Annotated in this window: 13 protein-coding genes; 7 read left to right on the plus strand and 6 right to left on the minus strand. The window is 63.2% G+C overall.

What is annotated here, in order from left to right:
- Window positions 1–396: 396 nt before the first annotated feature.
- The 3 genes from K0F86_RS24990 to K0F86_RS25000 all read left to right on the plus strand — a co-directional run bounded on the left by K0F86_RS24990 (window position 397) and on the right by K0F86_RS25000 (window position 3,005).
- Window positions 397–669: a hypothetical protein gene (locus K0F86_RS24990; RefSeq protein WP_219136831.1), complete on the plus strand. Its 273-nt coding sequence runs from the start codon at window positions 397–399 to the stop codon at window positions 667–669.
- 44 nt (window positions 670–713) lie between these two features.
- Entirely contained in the window at window positions 714–1,601 is an 888-nt protein-coding gene (locus K0F86_RS24995) for a MurR/RpiR family transcriptional regulator (RefSeq protein WP_219136832.1), read from the plus strand.
- An 81-nt stretch (window positions 1,602–1,682) separates the two neighbouring features.
- Window positions 1,683–3,005 carry an aspartate aminotransferase family protein gene (locus tag K0F86_RS25000; RefSeq protein ID WP_219136833.1) on the plus strand — a complete coding sequence of 441 codons (1,323 nt, stop codon included), beginning with the start codon at window positions 1,683–1,685 and terminating at the stop codon, window positions 3,003–3,005.
- Here K0F86_RS25000 and K0F86_RS25005 read toward each other — a convergent pair.
- From K0F86_RS25005 to tssF, 6 genes are all read right to left on the minus strand, one after another.
- Window positions 3,002–3,265 carry a PAAR domain-containing protein gene (locus K0F86_RS25005; RefSeq protein ID WP_219136834.1) on the minus strand — a complete coding sequence of 88 codons (264 nt, stop codon included), beginning with the start codon at window positions 3,263–3,265 and terminating at the stop codon, window positions 3,002–3,004. The genes K0F86_RS25000 and K0F86_RS25005 overlap by 4 nt on opposite strands.
- A gap of 28 nt (window positions 3,266–3,293) precedes the next feature.
- Complete coding sequence (locus K0F86_RS25010; protein WP_257572355.1) at window positions 3,294–4,637, minus strand: hypothetical protein; 1,344 nt, start codon at window positions 4,635–4,637, stop codon at window positions 3,294–3,296.
- 72 nt (window positions 4,638–4,709) lie between these two features.
- Window positions 4,710–6,959 (minus strand): DUF3274 domain-containing protein, encoded by a 2,250-nt coding sequence (locus K0F86_RS25015; protein WP_219136835.1) that lies wholly within the window; start codon window positions 6,957–6,959, stop codon window positions 4,710–4,712.
- A gap of 24 nt (window positions 6,960–6,983) precedes the next feature.
- On the minus strand, window positions 6,984–9,728 hold the full coding sequence (locus tag K0F86_RS25020; protein ID WP_219136836.1) for a type VI secretion system Vgr family protein: 2,745 nt from the start codon (window positions 9,726–9,728) through the stop codon (window positions 6,984–6,986).
- Window positions 9,729–9,776: 48 nt separating this feature from the next.
- Complete coding sequence (gene tssG, locus K0F86_RS25025) at window positions 9,777–10,805, minus strand: type VI secretion system baseplate subunit TssG (protein WP_219136837.1); 1,029 nt, start codon at window positions 10,803–10,805, stop codon at window positions 9,777–9,779.
- Window positions 10,766–12,607: a type VI secretion system baseplate subunit TssF gene (gene tssF, locus K0F86_RS25030; RefSeq protein ID WP_219136838.1), complete on the minus strand. Its 1,842-nt coding sequence runs from the start codon at window positions 12,605–12,607 to the stop codon at window positions 10,766–10,768. The genes tssG and tssF overlap by 40 nt, the downstream gene beginning before the upstream one ends.
- Window positions 12,608–12,903: 296 nt before the next feature.
- Here tssF and K0F86_RS25035 point away from each other — a divergent pair, with 296 nt between their 5' ends.
- The 4 genes from K0F86_RS25035 (at window position 12,904) to K0F86_RS25050 (ending at window position 19,679) form a co-directional block, all read left to right on the plus strand.
- On the plus strand, window positions 12,904–15,144 hold the full coding sequence (locus K0F86_RS25035; protein WP_219136839.1) for a serine/threonine-protein kinase: 2,241 nt from the start codon (window positions 12,904–12,906) through the stop codon (window positions 15,142–15,144).
- On the plus strand, window positions 15,141–15,698 hold the full coding sequence (locus K0F86_RS25040; RefSeq protein WP_219136840.1) for a hypothetical protein: 558 nt from the start codon (window positions 15,141–15,143) through the stop codon (window positions 15,696–15,698). The genes K0F86_RS25035 and K0F86_RS25040 overlap by 4 nt, the downstream gene beginning before the upstream one ends.
- Window positions 15,699–15,945: 247 nt before the next feature.
- Window positions 15,946–18,639, plus strand: coding sequence for a DNA mismatch repair protein MutS (mutS, locus tag K0F86_RS25045; protein ID WP_219136841.1), 2,694 nt, complete (start codon window positions 15,946–15,948; stop codon window positions 18,637–18,639).
- A complete protein-coding gene (locus K0F86_RS25050) occupies window positions 18,636–19,679 on the plus strand; it encodes a hypothetical protein (protein ID WP_219136842.1) in 1,044 nt (347 codons plus the stop codon). The genes mutS and K0F86_RS25050 overlap by 4 nt, the downstream gene beginning before the upstream one ends.
- Window positions 19,680–19,695 lie beyond the last annotated feature (16 nt).

Genomic DNA, 19,695 nt, shown 5'->3' on the forward strand with positions numbered 1-19,695 from the left:
GGGGATCGACGGCGTACGCGTTCTGGATCAACAGCAGCAGAGTCAGGGGCAGGAGTTTGGTGCGCAAAAGAATCCTCTCGATTACGATAGGCGGGGCAATGAAATTGCCATATAGACATATATATTTATATATATTTAATAATTTTAACATTGCATATATAAAACCTGACTATCTTTATTTGCCTCAAGCCAAGAATTGTAGGAATGAATTATTTTGGCTCACACAAAATTAGCCGGCAACAGAGCGTGCCAGAGGGGCATAGGGGTGGCGCCCAATTCACCGTCCTTCTTTTGCCTTGTGGAATTTATCCGACACATGAATTGATTTCGCACAAAGTGCTGGCGCCGCAGCGCTTTTATTCTGCTAGCTTGACCAGCGAACCCGGCGGGGACAGCATGCGCGATGCACGGCAAGTCGATGCACAGTTATTTCAACCCGACATCCCGGTGCGGCTCGACATGCGCACGGCGGCGCTGGTCGAACATGCGCTGGCCTTGCAGGAAATGGCCGGCACGGGCGCCGCCGCGCTGTTTTTGCACTGCCACGACGTGCCGCTGCCCACCGCCTTGCGCGTGCTGACGACGGGTCCGCGCCGCAAACCGGCCGGGCCGCACCTGTTTGCCCGCCTGCGTCCACGCACGGCCGCCCTGCCGCTACCGGCGCGCTGACGAATCCTGTACCATCGCCGCACCCTATCAAAAGAGGCACGGCGATGCAGGCAGCGACACCCCACGACTCCTATGCGGCACTGATGGACCTGATCAAGGCGCGCCATGCGGAACTGAGCCCGCAATTCCAGGCCGGCGCCCGCTACCTGGCCGACCATCCGGACGAAGTGGCCGTGTCGTCGATGCGCAGCATCGCCGCGCGCGCGCAGGTGCAATCGGCCGCCCTTGTGCGCCTGGCGCAGCAACTGGGCTTTGCCGGCTGGCCGGAACTCAAAGCCATCTTCGTCGAGCGCCTGCGCGCGGGGCCAAGCGGCTACGCGGCAAAGGCGGGCGCGCTGGCTGGCAAGGAAGGGAATCTGGTCACCGAAATGTTCACGGTGCAGCAGCGCAACCTGGCCGCCACGGAAAGCGCCAACCACGCCGCCCTGGACGCGGCCGCCAGCCTGCTGCAGGCGGCGCCCCGCGTGCACGTGGCGGGCTTTCGCGCCGCCCACCCGATCGCCTACACCCTGCACTACCTGTACCGGCTGCTGCGCCCCAGCGTGCAACTGCTGAGCGGCCAGGGCGGCACGCTGGAAATGGATTTGCGCGCCCTGCAGGCCGGGGAGGCCGTCGTCGTCGTCAGCTTCGCGCCGTATTCGAGCGAAGCGCTGCTGGTGGCGCAGGCGGCGCGCCAGACCGGCTGCCGGGTGCTCGCCATCAGCGACAGCGCCATGTCGCCGCTGGCCCTGCAAGCCGACGCCAGCATCGTCATCGCCGTCGACAGCCCCTCGTTCTTCCCCTCCATCGTGGCCGGCGTCGCGGCCGTGGAAAGCCTGGTGGAATTGCTGGTGGCGCGCGCGGGACAGGACGCCGTGCAAGCCATCGGCGCGGCGGAAAGCCAGCTGCGGGCGCTGGGCGCCTACGCAAAAACATCGAATGATGTAAATTAAAAACAAATACATCAAACGTTGCAATACGGCGCGGTGCATCCTATAATCGGCCATCTCCCTTGCCGACAAGAAAGCGATGCCATGAGCCATGTCTTCCACCGCAGCCTGACCGCCAGCTATCCCGTCGCCACGGGCGGCGATGGCCCCTACCTGATCGATGCAGATGGCAAGCGTTATCTGGATGCCTGCGGCGGCGCGGCAGTGTCTTGCCTGGGCCATGCGGATGCGGCCGTCATCGCCGCCGTGCAGCAGCAGATTGCCAGCATGGCGTATGCCCACAGCTCCTTCTTTACCAGCGAGCCGATGGAGCAGCTGGCCGATTTTCTCGTCGCCCGTGCGCCTGCCGGCATCGACAGCGTGTATTTCGTCTCGGGTGGCTCGGAAGCGGTGGAAAGCGCGCTGAAAATGGCGCGCCAGTATTTCGTCGAGCGGGGCCAGCCGCAGCGCCGCCACGTCATCGCGCGCCGCCAGAGCTATCACGGCAACACCCTGGGCGCGCTGGCCACGGGCGGCAACGCCTGGCGGCGCCAGCAGTTCGAACCGCTGCTCATAGGCGTGACCCACGTATCGCCCTGCTATGCCTGGCGCGACCAGCAGGCGCATGAAACGGATGCCGACTACGTGGCGCGCCTGGGCCAGGAGCTGGAAGACAATATCGCCGAGCTGGGCGCGGACAACGTCATGGCCTTCATCGCCGAACCCGTCGTCGGCGCCACGGCCGGCGCCCTGCCCGCCGTCGCCGGCTATTTTGCGCGCATGCGCGCCATCTGCCAGCGTCACGGCATCCTCTTGATCCTCGACGAAGTCATGTGCGGCATGGGGCGCACGGGCAGCCTGTTCGCCTGCGAGCAGGAAGCCATCACGGCCGACCTGATCTGTATCGCCAAGGGCCTGGGCGCCGGCTACCAGCCCATCGGCGCCGTGATGGTATCGAAGGACATCCGCGAGACCATCCGCGCCGGCACGGGCTTCTTCCAGCATGGCCACACGTATATCGGCCACGCTACGGCCTGCGCCGCCGCCCTGGCCGTGCAGCGGCAGATCGAGGAACGCGATTTATTGGCCAACGTGCGCGCCATGGGCAGCTTGCTCAAGGAGCGCCTGCAGCAACGTTTCGATGGCCATGCGCACGTGGGCGACATCCGCGGACGCGGCCTGTTCCTGGGGCTGGAACTGGTGCAGGAGCGCGCCAGCAAGCAGCCGTTCGACCCGGCCCGCCGCCTGCACGCGCGCATCAAGGCACGAGCCATGCAAAACGGACTGATGTGCTACCCCATGGGCGGCACCATCGACGGCCTGCACGGCGACCACATCCTGCTGGCGCCGCCGTACATCATCGACGCCAGCCATGTCGATGAGATCGTCGACAAGCTGGGCACGGCCATCGACGCCAGTCTGGCCTAAGCCCGCCCGCTGTTGCCCACGGTGGATATCAGGCTGGCGCCGCAGCTGGTCTTGTGCCCGTCAAACGCCACGGGCACGCCATCGATCAGCACCTGCGGATCGCCCTCGGCGATCACGCAGCGCACGTGACCTTTTATCGGACACACGCAAGGGTCGCCCTTGCGCGCCACGGCCACGCCCAGCACCGTGCTGTTCGGCGCCGCCCCCACCACCTTGCCGCCGTGGCTGGTGGGGTCGTTCAAGCGGATCACGCCACGCATGCTCTTCTCCTTGAATAGGTAAAACGCCTCATTGCGAAAACCCCTGGTAATACTCGCGCGCATCGTGGCGCAAGCCCCACCAGGGCAGATACGCATGATTACCGCTGCGCGCGCGGAACCACGGTTTACCGGGCTGTATCGGCCGCACGACGGCCGGCGGCGCCACCACCAGCGCCACGGGGGCGGACAGGTCGCTGGTGCCGGCCACCAGCACGGGTTTCCCGAAATGGTGCGCGTAGGCGATGCCCAGCGCCACGTTCGTCAGCGCCGTGCCCGCGCCCGTCTCGCCCAGCACGGCCGTCAGATTGAAGCTTTGTTTGAGAAAATCGAATTCCGGCAATTGCAGGGTGAGCGTCTGCGCCAGCGCACCGAGCCGTGCGGACGAATCCTGATGTGTATTGCCGGCGTCGTGGATCAGATAGCCGATCTCGCTATCGCGCCTGTTCACCTTCGCCGCCGCTTCCTCGATGGCCGCCGTCCACGCCTGCACCAGGCGCGGCGGTTCGCCCTTCTTGACTTCGAAATCCGCCACAGCCTTGCTGCTTGGATACCCTAGCCACGCCAGCGGCGCCCGCTCCGTCTTGTAGTCGGGACCGGCCAGCACCAGCAGCACCAGGTTCTCGTTGATCTGCCGGTCCAGAGGACGGCTGGGCGCATCCCAGTTCATGGCCCAGACGGTTTCCTTGGGATGGCTTTGCAGGTAGTCGAGCGCGGCGGCCAAGGAGGTAAAACCGGCGTTGGGGCCGCCCGTGGTGATGCGGACGTCGGGTGGAGTGGAGCGGGTCCAGAGGGTGGGGAAGTTGGGATTGCCGATGTCAAAGGTATCACCAATGTACTCGCGCACAAAATCCGTCGCATCCGCAAGATCCAGCTTTCCTTCAGGAATCGCATACTCAACATGGATGCCGGCCAACTCACGCCAGCGCGACCTGTCCTTGGCTGAATGAACGTTATAGAAATACTCGGGATCTGAAAAATACGGGCTACGCAACAAATTCATTACCTTTCGAATATACTTGCGATGATAGCCACGAAACGTTTCCTCACCTTCATTTCCCCCGGCAACCGGTGAAACAGCTTGCAACTTGGAGTATTTCCCTGGATTTTCCTTGACCATGTCATCGGCAGGATTTGGCTGTACCAGTCCCAAGGCCCACAACAATTGCCATTGTGTAGGGTAATCCCGCCGTTGCAAAGGGTTAAGCCATTGAACGGCGACCACTTGTGCCATGTACGGTCGCTTGACCGTGTCAGGTGAGGCGGCAACGGCATTTTTTGGCGTAATAGGCGATGCACGAAGACGCGCGCAGGCCGTCAGAAAAATTAGCGCCAAAAACACAAGCAATGCATACAAAAAAATGGATTTCAACATGCGAGATTCTCCATGGTGGAAAAAACTTGTGTGCAACATTCTTCTTAATAAGGGGAATCAATCGACATGGAGTTACCCATGCGCCATTTCACCCGACGTCGGCCTCGGATCCGGTGGCGAATTTTCACGCCTATCGATGATTAAAGTCGGCATACCAGCCTCGCAGTCGGATCGCATCACCCAAGCAGCAATAGCTTCTCGACGAAATTCTCCTTTGTAAAAATATTCCAGGAATTCGATGGCAGAGTTATTGTCACCCACCCACTCCAACAACCGCCAATCCGCCGCCACCCTCAACTTGCGCAACTGGTCGGCCTTGATGCGGCACACGCCCACCGCCACGTCGTACGCGAGCGCCCGCTCTGAGTGCATGGGGTTGGTCAGGATGGTGGAATGGTCGGTGGCGTAGGCGCCCGCCTGGCTGGACATCATTTCCTCTATCCGCGTGCTGCGCCATGCTTGGTATTCGGCGTCAGGCGTGGTGTTGGGCATTTCCTGCTGCACTTTTTGGCCCGCGGGACTTTTCCCTTCCCGTACGGCCAGCGCGCGTATCACGGCGCGCTGCTCGAATCGCAGGCGCGCCTCGTCATCGGCCGTGCCCCTCGCGCTGTCCATGCGTTTGGCTTCGCTTTTCGCCGCCTGCCCCTGCAGGCCGCCGGGCGGAATCTCATGATTGGCAAGGTAATCGTCGCCGGGCGCGCGCTGCTTGCCGGCCTGGCGCGATTCGCCGGGCGGCTCGTAGCCTTCGTCGAATTCCTCGCTTGTCTGGCCAAAGCGCAAGGACTGCGGCTTGAAGGGCGGCAGCAGGTCAGGTGCGTTCAGTTCGATTTTCCAGTCTTTGTGGGGAGAGGCATTGCAAGGGCTTTGAACCAGGCCCGTTGCCACGATAAACAAGGGCGCAAACCCGACCGTCAGGATGGTGGAAAAGGAGCCTTCGCTGGCCTCGACGCCCTGCTTGATGGAATACGACGCATATTTCTGCGCCGGAAACCAGAAGTCCTTGCCGCCCGGCGCAGGCTTGCGCCAGTGATCGCTCCAGTAGTGATAGCTGCCCTGCTTGCCCACCTCAAAACCCTGGGCAAACACGCGCTGCACGCACACGCCTGCGGCCTCGGTGGCAGCCAGCTCGCCGCCGTCCTTGCTGTCCTTGGCCAGCGAACCCGACAGTCCGCGCCAGCCGATGCCCTCGATGGCCACGGACGACACCACCACGTCGTGCGGATTGCAATAGATAGTCACCCTGCCATACGATGATTTCTTGCCGCCCCGGGCGGCGCCGGCAATCCCGTATTGTTCACGATCTTTGGCGGCGGAAAAACCGTGCTGCGCGTTGGCCATGCAGCGGTCGATTTCCTCGTCTGTCTGCACCTCGCCCAGGCTGGCGCGCTGGCCGATGATGGCAAAGAAGTTTTTCAAGGTGGCGATGCGCGCCTGCACCGTCACCCTGCCCGTGCTGCCGTCCGCCGCACGCAGATTGCTGGCCACCCAGTTCTCGGCGCTATTGCTTTTCGCCAGGCTGTACGGCGAATTGCAAATGACATAGTTGTCGGCCACGCAGGGAAAATTGTCTTTCACCTTGGGCAGGTTTGCGCCCAGAAAGGCGGCCGCCATCGCCACCATCGTGCCCTGGCTGTGGCACACGATGGTGACGGGCACGTCGGCCTGCTGCTGGCGGATGGCTTCGACCAGCCTGGCCAGACGATAGGCGGCCAGCACGAAATACGCTCGCGGCGGGCAGCTGTACACTTGCCGTTCCGGGAAGGGATTCATGTGCTGGATGGTGTTCCACAAGAATAAACCCTCGCTCAGCCCATCCTTCCACAAGTCGGCCAGCGCGCTGCAGCCATTGGCAAACGGGCCGCCGCCCCAGTAATCCTGTTCGTTCAGGTAGATGCCCTTGCCGTATTGCTGCAGTTCCACGCCGCAAGCCTTGTAGCCCCAGCGAAAGCGGATCACGGGAGAAAAAGTGCCGGCATCGCGGATCAAGGTATCGGCCGACATCTCCGGATGGAGAAAGCCTTCGGCCGTGATCTCGGCGCCATAATTGACCGCCTTCAGTTCGCCGCCCTCCACGCCACGGTGCTGCATATGATGGCAGGAACGCTTGAGCCGCTCGTTCAGGCCGTTGCACAGTCCCTCTTCGGCTGCCGCGTACCACTCGCCATCGGAATTGACGCCGTGCACGAAGATCACGATGCCGGGCAGCGGCAACTGCTGCAGCGTGTCACGGTCGCTGCTCTGGAAATTGGCGTTGCAGGAAAACTGACCGAGGATATCGATTTCGGGGTCGTCGCACAGCGGCGGATGGGGATCGAACAGCATGGTGAGCTCTCCAGTGACGGGGGTTCAGGAACGGCGGCGGAAGAAGAAACCTTTCAGCCGCTGCAGGTGATCGGTCGCCACCTTCGGCCCGCGCCCGTCGGCGCCGCTAACGCCCGTCACGGGACCGTCGCCTTCGCGCTCGATATGCACTTCCACGCCTTCGACGGGCAAGCCGTCGGTGGGACGCAGCAATCGCGGCACGCGGCCCAGCTCGCCCTCGCCGAAGGTGGGCAGCTCGCCTTTCATGCTGGCCGGGCCGTTCCAGTGGTGGCCATCAGTCTTCACCGTCAGCGCGCCGGGACCGCCCAGTTCCACCGCACCGCCGGACAGTTTCAGGTAGGCGCCGCCCGCCGTCATGAAGGTGATTTCGTCCTGCGCCACGCCGACCAGGCGCGTGCCGGCTGTCAGGCGGATCTCCTTGGCGGCGTCCGCCTGCAGCAGGTCGTGCTGACTTTGCAGCAAAAACTTGCCGAAGTGGGCCACCTGCACGATGCCATCCTGGTGCGCGAACAGGGAAATGCCCTTGCCCGCGTTGACATTGCAGCGCTGGGCCGCGCTCAGTTGCAAATGCTGCTGGGCCACCAGGTCGATATTCGCGCCCGCGTTGCCGCTGATGGTTTTGGGGGTACTCAGCGCCACGCCCTCGGGCGCCGTGATGCTGACGGCGGGCTGGTCGGCGGCAATCGCGGCGCCCAGCGCCTTGCTGCCGGCCGCGTCCAACGCCAGCGCCTGGTGCTGGGCGGCAAACTCGCCCAGGGAGGTCAACAATTCCAGGCATTCCTGCATCACGGCGGCATGCTCGCTGCCATCGAGCTGCTTGCCGCTGGCGCCCAGCTGTTTCCAGGCCGAAATCAACAGCGAGCGGGCCGTGCGCACGCTGCCGCTGGCGTCGCTGCGCAATTCGAAGCCGTCACCGCGCTGCCGCCCTGCCCCGTCGCTGCGCGGTTCGGTCAGATAACCGAGGTTCAATTGCGTGGCCGCCTGGTCGCTGGCCAGTTGCGCGCTGATCTGCGACGGCGTGTCGTCAAAGCACAGCTGGTTGCCGCGCCCGCCCCGTACTTCGCGGCTGCGCATGCCGGACAGATAACGGTTGCCCGGCAAGGCGCCGCGGCTGCTCAGGCCGGGCGGCGCGCCCACGGCGTTGTACAGCTGGCCGACGATGATGGGCCGGTCCGGGTCGCCGCCGAGAAAATCGATCAGCACTTCCGCGCCGATGCGCGGCAAGCTCAAGGTGCCGCATTGTTTGCCGCTGCCCGGGCCATTGCCGCTCCAGCTCGATGCCACGCGCACCCAGCCCGAATCACGCTCCGTATCGGAAGCGCCGGAACCGTTGGCATGCGCGTGATCTTGCACGCGCGTCGCAACAAAACGCACATTGACACGTCCCAGCGCATCGCAATGCACTTCCTCGCCGGCAGGCCCGACGACCAGCGCGCTTTGCAGGCGCACCACCGGCAGGTCGCTGCGCGGGTCGAAGCCGGGCACGATGTCAACACCGCGCCGCACGCAGGTAAAACGATTGCAATAGCGCAAGATCGACGCGGGCTCGGCAGCGGCAACCTGCGCCAGGCCCGCGTCCGCCTGCCAGCCGCTGTGCGCGAACAAACGCTCTATGCGCGCATCGAGACCTTTCGGCAAGTTGTTGCTGGCCAACACGCTCACGGCTGTGAGCACGAACTGGCGCTCGGCCGCCGGGTGCGTGTCGATCTCCGCATGTCCTTGCAGACTGAACCATTGCCCCACACAGAAATCGCGCACGCAGCTTTCGCCCTGAAAACACTTGGTCTCCAGGTCGTGGTGCGCCATCGCCAACTGTCCCAGCTGGCGATGGTCGTCGTTGCTGGCGCCGGCAAGCGGCATTTCCACGATGTAGTCGTCCAGGCTGGCCGCCAGGCGATTGCCGTTACGGCCCTGGTCCGCCTTGCTGCCCGCTTGGGTGCGCATGAATTGCGGGCTGTGCGGGTGGCCGTCATCCCAGCTGTAGCGCTCCGACTTTCCGGGCTGCAAGCGACGCACGGCATTCCAGGCCGTGACCGTGTCGCGCTCTTCGGTGGCGTCATCGCGGTGATAGCGCACCGTGCCGGCCGCGCTTTGCGCCAGGCGGCTGGCGTCGTCGAACAGCAGCAGGGCATGCACGGGCATGGTGGTGGCGTTCGCGCTGGCGGTCGCTCCCGCCTGGAAACACCAGGCGATGCCGCGGCGCCTGAGCAGGCGGCGGATAAAGGCGGCATCGGATTCATTATGCTGCATCGTGAATTCGCGCACGGGCAAGCTGCGCGCCGCCAGCGCCGCATCGATGGCGAGATCCAGGCTGGCGGCGAGCACGCTATTGCCCTGCCGCCACTCCTCAAACAGGAGCTGCACGATCTGCAATTCGTGCTTGTTGCGAAACACGCGCGTATTGATGCGTTTTTCCATCAAGGCCAGACCATCGCGCAGCACCAGTTGATAGGTCGCCAGGCCACCATCGCTTTGCCCCGCGCTCGCTTCGGCGACGATGCCGCAGACCCTGCGCAGCTGCCCCTGATCGGTCACGATCTGCAATTCGGCCGGCACGGCGATGAACTGTTTCAGCGGCAGCTGCGCCTCGGTGGCCACGCACAGGATGCGGTACTCAATCCCGCCGCAGATGGCCTCACTGCCGCTGATGCGCTGCGGCAGCAAGACATCCTCATTGATGCCCTCCGGGTAAGCGAGGCGCAGCCTCAGAGCGCGGTTGTCGGCGGTCAAGGCCTTGTCCACGGCCAGCCATTGCGCGAAGTCTTCCATGGTTTTCTTCCTTCCAGCATTTATCGGGGCCCAGCATGCACGGCGGTCTCAGGCGGAACCATCGAATCGAATGTCGTAATGCATGTCGTCACGCTCACGGGCCAGCAACTTGTCGGCCAAAAAGGCATCCTCCGCCAGGCAGGCGCCCATGCCCAGCACGCAGGTGCGCACATCTTCCCGGCGCAGCACCAGGCGTATTTCAAAACTCATGCCAGGCAAGCCAAACAGGCCCAGCATCTGACGCAGGGCCAGCGCACCGGGGCGTCCAGGCAAGAAATCCTCATAGACATGGCGCGCCAGCGGCCCCAGCACGAGGCGCACGCGCAAGTCGGCGCGCCGGCAGCGCTCGCCCAGCATGGCGCCTTGTCCCAGCCGCGCGTTGGCGCTAGCGAGCAAGGTGCGCTCCTGCGGCGCGCGCCGGAACCAGGCGCCCACAAAACGTTGTATGCGCACGGGTACGCCGAAATACTCGGCCAGCAGCGCCTGCATCACGTCGGCCGCCACGGGCCGATGCCGCAACAAGGCCGCGTAATGGGCCAGCACATGCGCTGGCAAGCCATCCGTCAGCTTGGCCACCTCGGCAGGCCAGGCGCCCGCCAGGGCCAGTTGCAAGGGCAGGAAATCGCCGCCGTCGGCGTCGTGCTGGCATTCGATGCGGTAGCGGGCCCAGGCCTGGTAGAACAAGGCCAGCGCGCGTTGCGAGAGCGTGTCGAGCCAGGCACGGGGACCGCCATCGCCCGTTTGCCGCTCGTGGCGGGCGAGCGTTTCCGTGTAATGCAGCGGCAAGCTGCCATGCACGCCTAAAAAACCCAGCATGGCCGCCTGCACATGCACCTGCGTCTCGCCATCTGCTTCCTGCTCCAGCCACAGCTGTTCGATTTCGCCCGGCGCAAACGACAGCGATGCGCTGCCATGCAGGCGCAGGTAATCCTCAAACACCTGCTCCTGCGAAATGCCCTGCTGCATCAGCCAGGCAGACAGCAGGCGCACCGCCTGAAAGAAGCCGGTACCGGACGGATCGGCCAGCAGGCGCGCGACTACACCAGCGTCTGGTTTCCATTGCGTGGCAGGCAGCACAGCAACTCCTTTCCAGTCTTCTGCGACAAGACGATCAGGCGGGTAAACGAGGCCATGTGCACAAACAGCCCGAGAAAGCGTTCGATCACCTGGGCAAAGGCATGCAAACCGCTGCCGACAAAGGCTTCTTCATCGACGGACAGCAGGACGTCGATGCCGAAGACGAGACTGCCGCCCGCCTCGTCCTGCAGCCAGGTACTGGCGGCGCGCTGGCGCAGTCCCGTCAAGCCCGCGATCTGGCGCGCGGCGCTGGCCGAACCGGGCAAGTTGTGCAGCTCGAGTATTTGCTTAAAGAGCGGCAAGCCCTGTTCATTCAGCGACTGATGGTTCAAGGACAATTGCGCGATCAGCCGCCAATGCGACGCCGCGCCCGCAGGGAAGCGACACGGCGCGCCGGGTTTGCGCAGCAGGCGCACCGGCAAGGCGCTGGCCACGCCGTCATGGTGCAAATCGCCCGCGGCATTGCCGAACACCAGGCGGCTCGGCAAATCGCGGTTGCTGCAGGTCAGCATGATGGACACCGTTTGCGTCGCGTCGTGCAGCGGCTGCATGGCGCCGTCGACAAAGGCGATGCGCATGTCGTAGCCGGGATTGCTCAGTGCCATGTCTTCGTCGCGCCGCGTCACCCAGTAGCGTCCCCGGCGCCCGCCCGCTTCGCCATGGCGCATCGAATAGAACGGGTGAAACGCATCGAGTGCACCACCACTCTGCGTTTCACTGAGGACATGCACGCTATCGACGCTGTAAATATCGTAGCAATGCGCCTGCCGCACCGATGGCAGCAGCACATGCTCGGCGCTCGCATGCGTCAGGCGAATGGGATTGGCCGCCTGGCGAAACAGGTTGACGACGGGCGTGCATCCCGTCAGCAGATGCCTGGCGGACAGGGGCCGCAAGATGCGCGCGATATCTGCATCGGCCTGCACGTCGGCCAGCAGCAGGTGCACGGTGCAGCGCCGGCAGGCCGGAGGCAACTGCGGGCACAGCGCGGCCAGGTCCAGGTCGACGAAATTGAATTTATCCGGAAAGGCAAACCATTCGCCCAGCAAGCGGTAAGCGGGATGCGAGGATGCCATGGTCGGCATCAGGGCATCCTCGGCGGCAAAGCCGACCGGATGCAAGGGCACTGCATCCAGCCCATGCCATACACCGTCGGCTTCCACATAGGCACAGCGCGCACGCAGGAACAGGCTGTCGCGCAAGGTGGCGCAAAAGGAAGGCTCGCCATCGAGGAACAGGCGCAGCGCTGGCAGCGGCAGCCCGTCCAACGTGGACGTGGCGCCCGTCGCTTCGAGCGTGATGCTGATCGCCGCCCCCAGATCCAGTGGCAGGCGCACTGCGGGCGGCGCCGCCACGATGGACTGGAAACGCACCTTGGACAGGCGCAGCGGCGCCACGGCGACATCGTAGGTGGTGGTGAACTTGCAGGCAACGCTCTGATGCTCCGCTGCATGCATGAGCGTGCCGCGCGGGATCACGGCCAGCTCGCTCACCGCCGCAAGGTCGTTATCGATGCGTGCAATGGCGCAGGCAGGAAACGGGCGCAAATAATGGGGGAAATTGACTTCCAGCAAGGTGTCACTGAAGGTGCCGAAGCCATCGGCCAGCCGCTTCGCCGTGCGCGCATTGAACATGGCAAACGCCTGCAGCATGCGCGCCAGGTGCGGATCGTCGGTGGTGCCCAGGTCACCGCCCACGATGCCCAGCGCGCCGGCGATGGCCGGATAGCGCCGGGCAAACGCCTGATTGTGCGCATGCAAGGTGCCCAGTTCGCGCTCGTAATATTGCAGCAACTCATCCATGTCCGCTCCCATCGCCCGACCCGCACATGCCGGTACGGCCCCATCTGCATTATTGAAGAAGCGGGAAACTGGCAAATTGAGTTTGAACAAGATTGCAAACATGAATCGGAAAGCAATGCCGTCCGGCCTCCGCCTTGGCAACTTTTGTTCACTCCTTGCCAATATTAATTGACTTATTCGAAACAATCGTTTTAAATCAGGAAGTTACTCAAAATCAATCATCTTGGGCATTCAAACATCGCATTGACCCTCTCGATGCTTGACGTCCACGCTGATGCACTCTGAAGCCAAGGTATATGGAACTGCTCGACTCCCTGCGTCAGACCCCACTGCAAGACGACACGATCAGCGGGCACTATGAAGTGCGCCGCTTGCTGGGCGAAGGCGGTTTCGGCCATGTATTCGAAGCCTGGGATGCCAAGCTGTGCCGCAGCGTGGCGCTGAAGCGGCTGAAACCGCAAGCCGACGTGCTGCATCCCGAAAAACTCATCAATGAAGCGCGTCTGGCCGCCTCGCTGCGCCATGCCGCCTTCGTGCGCATTTTTGCCATCGAGGGCCAGGGCACAAGCCAGTCCATCGTCATGGAACTGGTCGAAGGCCAGACCCTGGGGCAATTCATGCACAGTGGCAAGGCCGACCTGCAGGCGGCGCTCGACATAGCCTACCAGATCGCCGACGCCATGGACGAGGCGCATGCGATGGACCTCGTGCACGGCGACCTGAAACCGTCGAACCTGATGCTGGAAGCGGACGGCAAGGTGCGCATCCTCGACTTCGGCCTGGCGCGCCACATCGACCCGCAAGCGACGCAAACGACCACCCTGTGCGACTTGCAGGGCACGATCGCCTACATGGCGCCCGAGCGCCTGATGGGCCGCCTGCCCGACACGCGCGGCGACGTCTACGCGCTGGGCGCCATGCTGTACGAAATGCTGGCCGGCCAGCGCCACTTCGCCCACCTGAACGGCCTGGCCCTGGCCGCCGCCCACATGCAGGCGACGCAGCCGTGGCCCGACCTACCGGAATCGGTGCCGCCCACCATCAACGCCCTGGTGCGCGCGATGACGGCGCACGACCCGGCCGAGCGGCCTCGCACCATGCGCGATGTGCGCGAGGCGCTAGGGGGGCAGCGCGGCGAACCGCTCACCTTGACCACGCCCCGTGCTGACGAGATGCCCGCGAAGGAAGAACCGCCCGCCGTCGTCTCCATCCGCCTGCCTATTCCCCGCAAGCGCACCCTGCAGTGGGGCGCGGGCATGGCGCTGCTGGCAGTACTGGCGGGTTGGCAGTTGCCCAAAATCGTCCCTGCCGTCAAATCGTTCGTCACGGGTGAAAAGGCGCCAGCGCCATATTCGGAAGTGGCCAGTATGGCGGCGGGAATGGAGGCGTTGCGCTCGTTTGACCAAGAAAGCGCACAGAAACAGGCAGTTGAATATTTCAGTACCGTACTTAAACACAATCCTGAACACGCTGCGGCAAATGCCGGCCTGTCCCTGGCTTTCACATTGCACTATTTTGGCAGTGGTCGTGATGAAACTTGGCTGAAACGCGCAGACATTGCCGCAAAACAAGCATTAGCAGCCGACGATCAACTGGCTCTTGCCCATGTAGCACAGGCCTGGGTTCTGGAATATCAAGGCAAACGTCCGCAAGCGATGCAGGAAGTCACTGCAGCCTTGAACCTTGAACCAAGCAATCTGCTGGGCATGTATGGTAAAGCGCGCCTACTCATTCATGCACAAAAATTTGACCTGGCTCAGGAAGTGCTTGGCAAGGCCATCACACTATACCCCAGCAATCGCCCTTTGATTTCTATCCTGGGCAAACTGCACTACAACCTAGGCAATTACACGGAAGCTGAAAAGCACTTTCGGAAAGCCATACAGATAGATCCGCATGTGGCCAATGCCTACGCCCAACTCAGCGGCACACTTGACCGTCTGAATCGCAGTGACGAAGCCTTGCAGGTCTTGCAGCAAGGTTTACAAGTGCATCCTGACTGGGAGCTGTATACCAACCTTGGCAATGCCCTGTTTAACCGGGGCGACTATCTGGGAGCAGTGCAGGCATTTAAGAAAGCCGTTTCAGACAATAAAGGCGGTCCCGGTAACTACCTGTTATGGGCGAACTTAGCGGATGCCCAACGGTGGGTACCCGGACAGCTTGAATTGTCACGCGACTCTTACCGGCGCGCAATTATGCTGATTCAAGTGATGCTACGCCACTCGCCAGAAGACCCAAAAATCAATTCTCGGCTGGCGCTGTATTCAGCCTATGCGGGCTCCCAAGACGATGCGTTGAAGCACGTAACACAAGCTGTCCATCTTGCTCCCACATTGCCGGACATCCAGTTCAGGGCGGCACTTACCTATGAACTGATAGGCAGGCGCAATGAAGCGATGGCGGCATTGAAACAAGCCATAGAACGCGGCTATCCCCTCAACATGATCGAATCTGCCCCCGATCTGTTGACACTACGGCGAGATGCTCGCTATCAGAAATTACTTATTGATATGGAAAGAAATCGGAAAACATGACCTATGAAAAACCCTGGATGAAGTTGTCTGTCCACTTTGATGCAGACCAGATCACCAACCAGCTTGACTATGCGTTTACTTCCTGCGACGGCACGGCAGATCCGCGCCACGGGCCATATATGGGCGGTGTGCATTTCCAGCAAGGCCAGCACGTCTATCTGGAGGTCAATTGCTGTGGCACAAAGGCGAGTGGTTTTACCTCCTTCCAAATCATCGATTGCTGCCTCATCAGCGTACCCCAGCTAACCCAAATCGGCCCCGATGTCCCCACCCGCTATTCGCTGCCGTCGCCCTTTCTGCAAGCGACCGGCGCCACCTATCAGGTGCCTCTGGATTTCGAGTCCCATGTGCTGCCACCAGACCCTGCCCTGCCCGATCTGCGCCGCATCCGCCAGGATTGGAAGCAAAACCTTGACGTTGGCCAGAGCAAGGGTCGCTGGGAACTCTCGTTCGTACTGACCGTGCGCATCATTCGAGGCGAGCAAGACTTGCCGGAATTGCGTGTCTTCAGTTTTGACCCGGAAGCATCAATAGGTGGCACTGTCGATACGTAATCCGTACAGCCACAGACAGACACTTTTCGCCAAACAACTAGTGCTACCGGATATCCAAGCCGCGCCCCCTCCATTCGCGCGGCTTTTTCACATCCGCACGCAATACGCCGCCCCGCCTGCCGAAAGCGGTAAAATGACGGCCTTGAACCCAAGCTGCGCCCACTGGCGCGGGCTGGCACGCACACAGCACCACCCACAGCCCGGCAGGCACGCGTTTTCCTGCCGCCGGACCAACGACAAAGAACACATGACCACCGTCCCAAAAGAAATCAACGCCGCCGCGGCAAAGAAAAATTCCGCTGAAAAACTCACGCCCATGATGGCCCAATATCTTGGCATCAAGGAAAACCACCCGACGATGTTGGTGTTCTACCGCATGGGCGATTTCTACGAGCTGTTTTTCGAGGACGCGGAAAAAGCCTCGCGCCTGCTGGGCATTACCCTGACGGCGCGCGGCGTTGCCAGCGGCAACCCCATTAAAATGTGCGGCGTGCCGTTTCACTCGCTCGACGGCTACCTGGCCAAGCTGGTCAAGCTGGGCGAGTCGGTGGCCATTTGCGAACAGATCGGCGATCCGGCCACCAGCAAGGGGCCGGTCGAGCGCAAGGTCATGCGCGTGGTCACGCCCGGTACTCTGACGGATGCGGATTTGCTGCCAGAAAAGGCCGAGCGTCCGCTGCTGGCCATGTGCAGCATCACGCAGCGCAAGACGGTCACCACGGGCCTGGCCTGGCTGTCGCTGGCCAGCGGCGCGCTGAAACTGATGGAGTTTTCCGGCGACAGCAGCACCGTGGCGGCGCGCTTGCAGCAGGAGCTGGAACGTATCGTGCCGGCCGAAATCTTGAGCGGCGACAATGGCAACCTGTTCGACGACTACGCGGGCACGCACATCAACCGCGTGCCGGACTGGCATTTCGACGTGGTGGGCGGCCACAAGGCCCTGCTCGATCAATTGGGCGTGGCGACACTGACGGGCTTTGGCGCCGATGGCCTCGGCGCCGCGTTCGGCGCGGCCGGCGCGCTGCTGCGCTATGCGCAGTCGACGCAGGGACGCGGTCTGCAGCACGTGCGCTCGCTGACGACGGAAACGGAAAGCGAATTCATCGGCCTGGACGCGGCCACGCGGCGCAATCTGGAATTGACGGAAACCATCCGCGGCCAGGAATCGCCGACCTTGTTCTCGCTGCTGGATCATTGCCGCACCGCCATGGGCTCGCGCATGCTGCGCCACTGGCTGCACCATGCGCGGCGCGACCAGAACGTGGCGCGCGCGCGCCATGAAGCCATCGCCGCGCTGGCGCAAAGCGAAGCGGCGGCGCCCTTGGCCGCCACCCTGGCGCAAGTGCCCGACATCGAACGCATCACCACGCGCATCGCCCTGCTGTCGGCGCGTCCGCGCGACCTGGCCGCCCTGCGCGACGGTTTATTGCAACTGCCGGCCCTGCGCGAACAAGTCGTGCGCTGTTACGGCCCTGGCCAGGGCGGCGAAACCGGTTTGCTGGCCGCCATCCACGCGGCCCTCGCCACGCCAACCGCCTGCCTGGACTTGCTGGTGCGCGCCGTGGCGCAGGAACCGGCCGCCATGGTGCGCGACGGCGGCGTGTTTGCCACCGGCTTCGACGCCGAACTCGACGAATTGCGCGCCCTGTCGGAAAACGCGGGCCAGTTCCTGCTCGACCTGGAAACGCGCGAACGCGCCCGCACGGGCATCGCCAACCTGCGCGTCGAATACAACAAGGTGCACGGCTTCTATATTGAAGTCACGCACGGCCAGACGGACAAGGTGCCGGACGATTACCGCCGCCGCCAGACCCTGAAAAACGCCGAGCGCTACATCACGCCGGAACTGAAAGTATTCGAAGACAAGGCCCTGTCGGCGCAAGACAAGGCCCTGGTGCGCGAAAAGCTGCTGTACGACCTGCTGCTGGCCGAGCTGGCGCCGCACATCGGCACCCTGCAGACCATTTCGCAGGGCCTGGCCCAGCTCGACACCCTGAACGCGCTGACGGAACATGCGCAGCAGCACAACTGGGCCGCACCGCAACTGGTCGACGAGCCGTGCATCAATATCGTCGAAGGCCGCCACCCCGTGGTGGAAAAGCAGATCGAACGCTTCATCGCCAACGATTGCCGCCTCGTCAACGAGCGCCGACTGCTCTTGATTACCGGTCCGAACATGGGCGGTAAATCGACCTTCATGCGCCAGGTAGCCCTGATTACCCTGCTGGCCTACGTGGGCAGCTACGTGCCGGCCGCGTCCGCCACCATCGGCCCCATCGACCGCATCTTCACGCGCATCGGCGCCACCGATGACCTGGCGGGCGGACGCTCGACCTTCATGGTGGAAATGACGGAATCGGCCGCCATCCTGAACGGCGCCACCGAACACTCGCTGGTGCTGATGGATGAAGTGGGCCGCGGCACCTCGACCTTCGACGGCCTGGCCCTGGCGTGGGCCATCGCGCGCCATCTGATCGACAGCAGCCGCAGTTTCACCCTGTTTGCCACGCACTACTTTGAGCTGACGCAACTGCCGGACAGCCACCCGAGCGCCGCCAACGTGCATTTGTCCGCCGTCGAACACAAGGACAGCATCGTCTTCCTGCACGCCGTGCAAGCCGGCCCCGCCTCGCAAAGCTACGGCTTGCAGGTGGCGCAGCTGGCCGGCGTGCCGCAGCCCGTGATCAAGGCCGCGCGCAAGCACCTGGCGCGCCTGGAAGCGCAAGCGCTCGACGCCACGCCGCAGCGCGACCTGTTCGCGCTGCCCTCCGCCGATCCGTATGCGCAAGAGGAAGAAGAGGAAGCGGCGGCGCCGCTGGCCGCGCTGAACGAAGCGCAACAAGCCTTGCTCGACGCCATCGCCGACCTCGATCCCGATGCACTCACGCCGCGCGACGCGCTGGAGCAGTTGTATCAGTTGAAACGGCTGGCCGCCGCATGACCATACGGCGCAGCATCGCTGGCTTGCGCCTGCTGGCTGCCGGCCTGCTGGTCGCCAGCCTGCCATGGCAAGCGGCGCTGGCCGCCCCGGGCGACCAGGCCGGCTTCGAGTTTGCCGTGCTGGGCCATTCCTTCAACGCGGGGCCGGACGATGGCCCCCTGAAAAAAGCCATCGCGGAAACGAGCGCCTTCAATGCCTCGTTCGTCGTGGCCACCGGCATCAAGGCCGCCAGCGAGTCCTGCAGCGACAAGCTGTACAGCCAGCGCAAGGATGTGCTCGACGCCAGCGGCCCGCCGCTGATCGTCTCGCTGTCGGCCAGCGACTGGGCCAACTGCCGCAATTCGCGCGGCCGCATCAACGCCATCGAACGCCTGAACCGCTTGCGCGACGTGTATTTTGCCGACGACCAGAGCCTGGGCCAGCGCAAGCTGACCCTGTCGCGGCTGTCATCGACGGCGAAGTTCCGCAGCTATGCGGAAAACGCCCACTGGGAATACGGTGGCGTGCTGTTTGCGACCGTCAACCTGCCCGCGAATAACAACCATTTCCTGCCAGAAGCGGGACGCAACAGCGAATTCGAAGACCGCCTGGTGGCCAACCGCTCCTGGCTGCAGCGCCTGTTCGCCATGGCACAGCGCAAGAAACTCGATGGCATCGTGCTGTTTTCCGATGGCGACGTGGGCGTACTGGACGAAGACGACCGTTCGCTGCTGCCCAGCTTCAGTTCGAAACAGGACGGCTTTGCCGGACCGCGCAAGCAGATCCGCACCCTGGCGAAGAAATTCAGCGGCAAGGTGTTACTGGTCGATACGCAGCGCGATGGCGATGCGGACGGCAAGGAGGGCAAGAGTAAAAAGGCCGCTGCCAGGGCTGGCGGGCCGACAATCAGCTGGAAAGGCAACCTGGGCCACGTCAGCATCGACAACGACTGGTCCGCCATCGCCGTACGGCCCGGCAAAACGCCATTCTTTGAGGTACGTCAACGCGCCACGCGGCCGTCGGCGCAAGCGAGGGCCAAAACCTCGACCGTACGCCGTTAGTAGTGGCGGCACAAAT

The organism is Janthinobacterium sp. UMAB-60 (assembly GCF_900095235.1).
GTDB lineage: Bacteria > Pseudomonadota > Gammaproteobacteria > Burkholderiales > Burkholderiaceae_D > Janthinobacterium.

Coding starts and splice junctions, on each gene's coding strand:
- K0F86_RS24990 (WP_219136831.1), top strand. CDS start 397: ATGCGCGATGCACGGCAAGTCGATGCACAGTTATTTCAACCCGACATC.
- K0F86_RS24995 (WP_219136832.1), top strand. CDS start 714: ATGCAGGCAGCGACACCCCACGACTCCTATGCGGCACTGATGGACCTG.
- K0F86_RS25000 (WP_219136833.1), top strand. CDS start 1,683: ATGAGCCATGTCTTCCACCGCAGCCTGACCGCCAGCTATCCCGTCGCC.
- K0F86_RS25005 (WP_219136834.1), bottom strand. CDS start 3,265: ATGCGTGGCGTGATCCGCTTGAACGACCCCACCAGCCACGGCGGCAAG.
- K0F86_RS25010 (WP_257572355.1), bottom strand. CDS start 4,637: ATGTTGAAATCCATTTTTTTGTATGCATTGCTTGTGTTTTTGGCGCTA.
- K0F86_RS25015 (WP_219136835.1), bottom strand. CDS start 6,959: ATGCTGTTCGATCCCCATCCGCCGCTGTGCGACGACCCCGAAATCGAT.
- K0F86_RS25020 (WP_219136836.1), bottom strand. CDS start 9,728: ATGGAAGACTTCGCGCAATGGCTGGCCGTGGACAAGGCCTTGACCGCC.
- tssF (WP_219136838.1), bottom strand. CDS start 12,607: ATGGATGAGTTGCTGCAATATTACGAGCGCGAACTGGGCACCTTGCAT.
- K0F86_RS25035 (WP_219136839.1), top strand. CDS start 12,904: ATGGAACTGCTCGACTCCCTGCGTCAGACCCCACTGCAAGACGACACG.
- K0F86_RS25040 (WP_219136840.1), top strand. CDS start 15,141: ATGACCTATGAAAAACCCTGGATGAAGTTGTCTGTCCACTTTGATGCA.
- mutS (WP_219136841.1), top strand. CDS start 15,946: ATGACCACCGTCCCAAAAGAAATCAACGCCGCCGCGGCAAAGAAAAAT.
- K0F86_RS25050 (WP_219136842.1), top strand. CDS start 18,636: ATGACCATACGGCGCAGCATCGCTGGCTTGCGCCTGCTGGCTGCCGGC.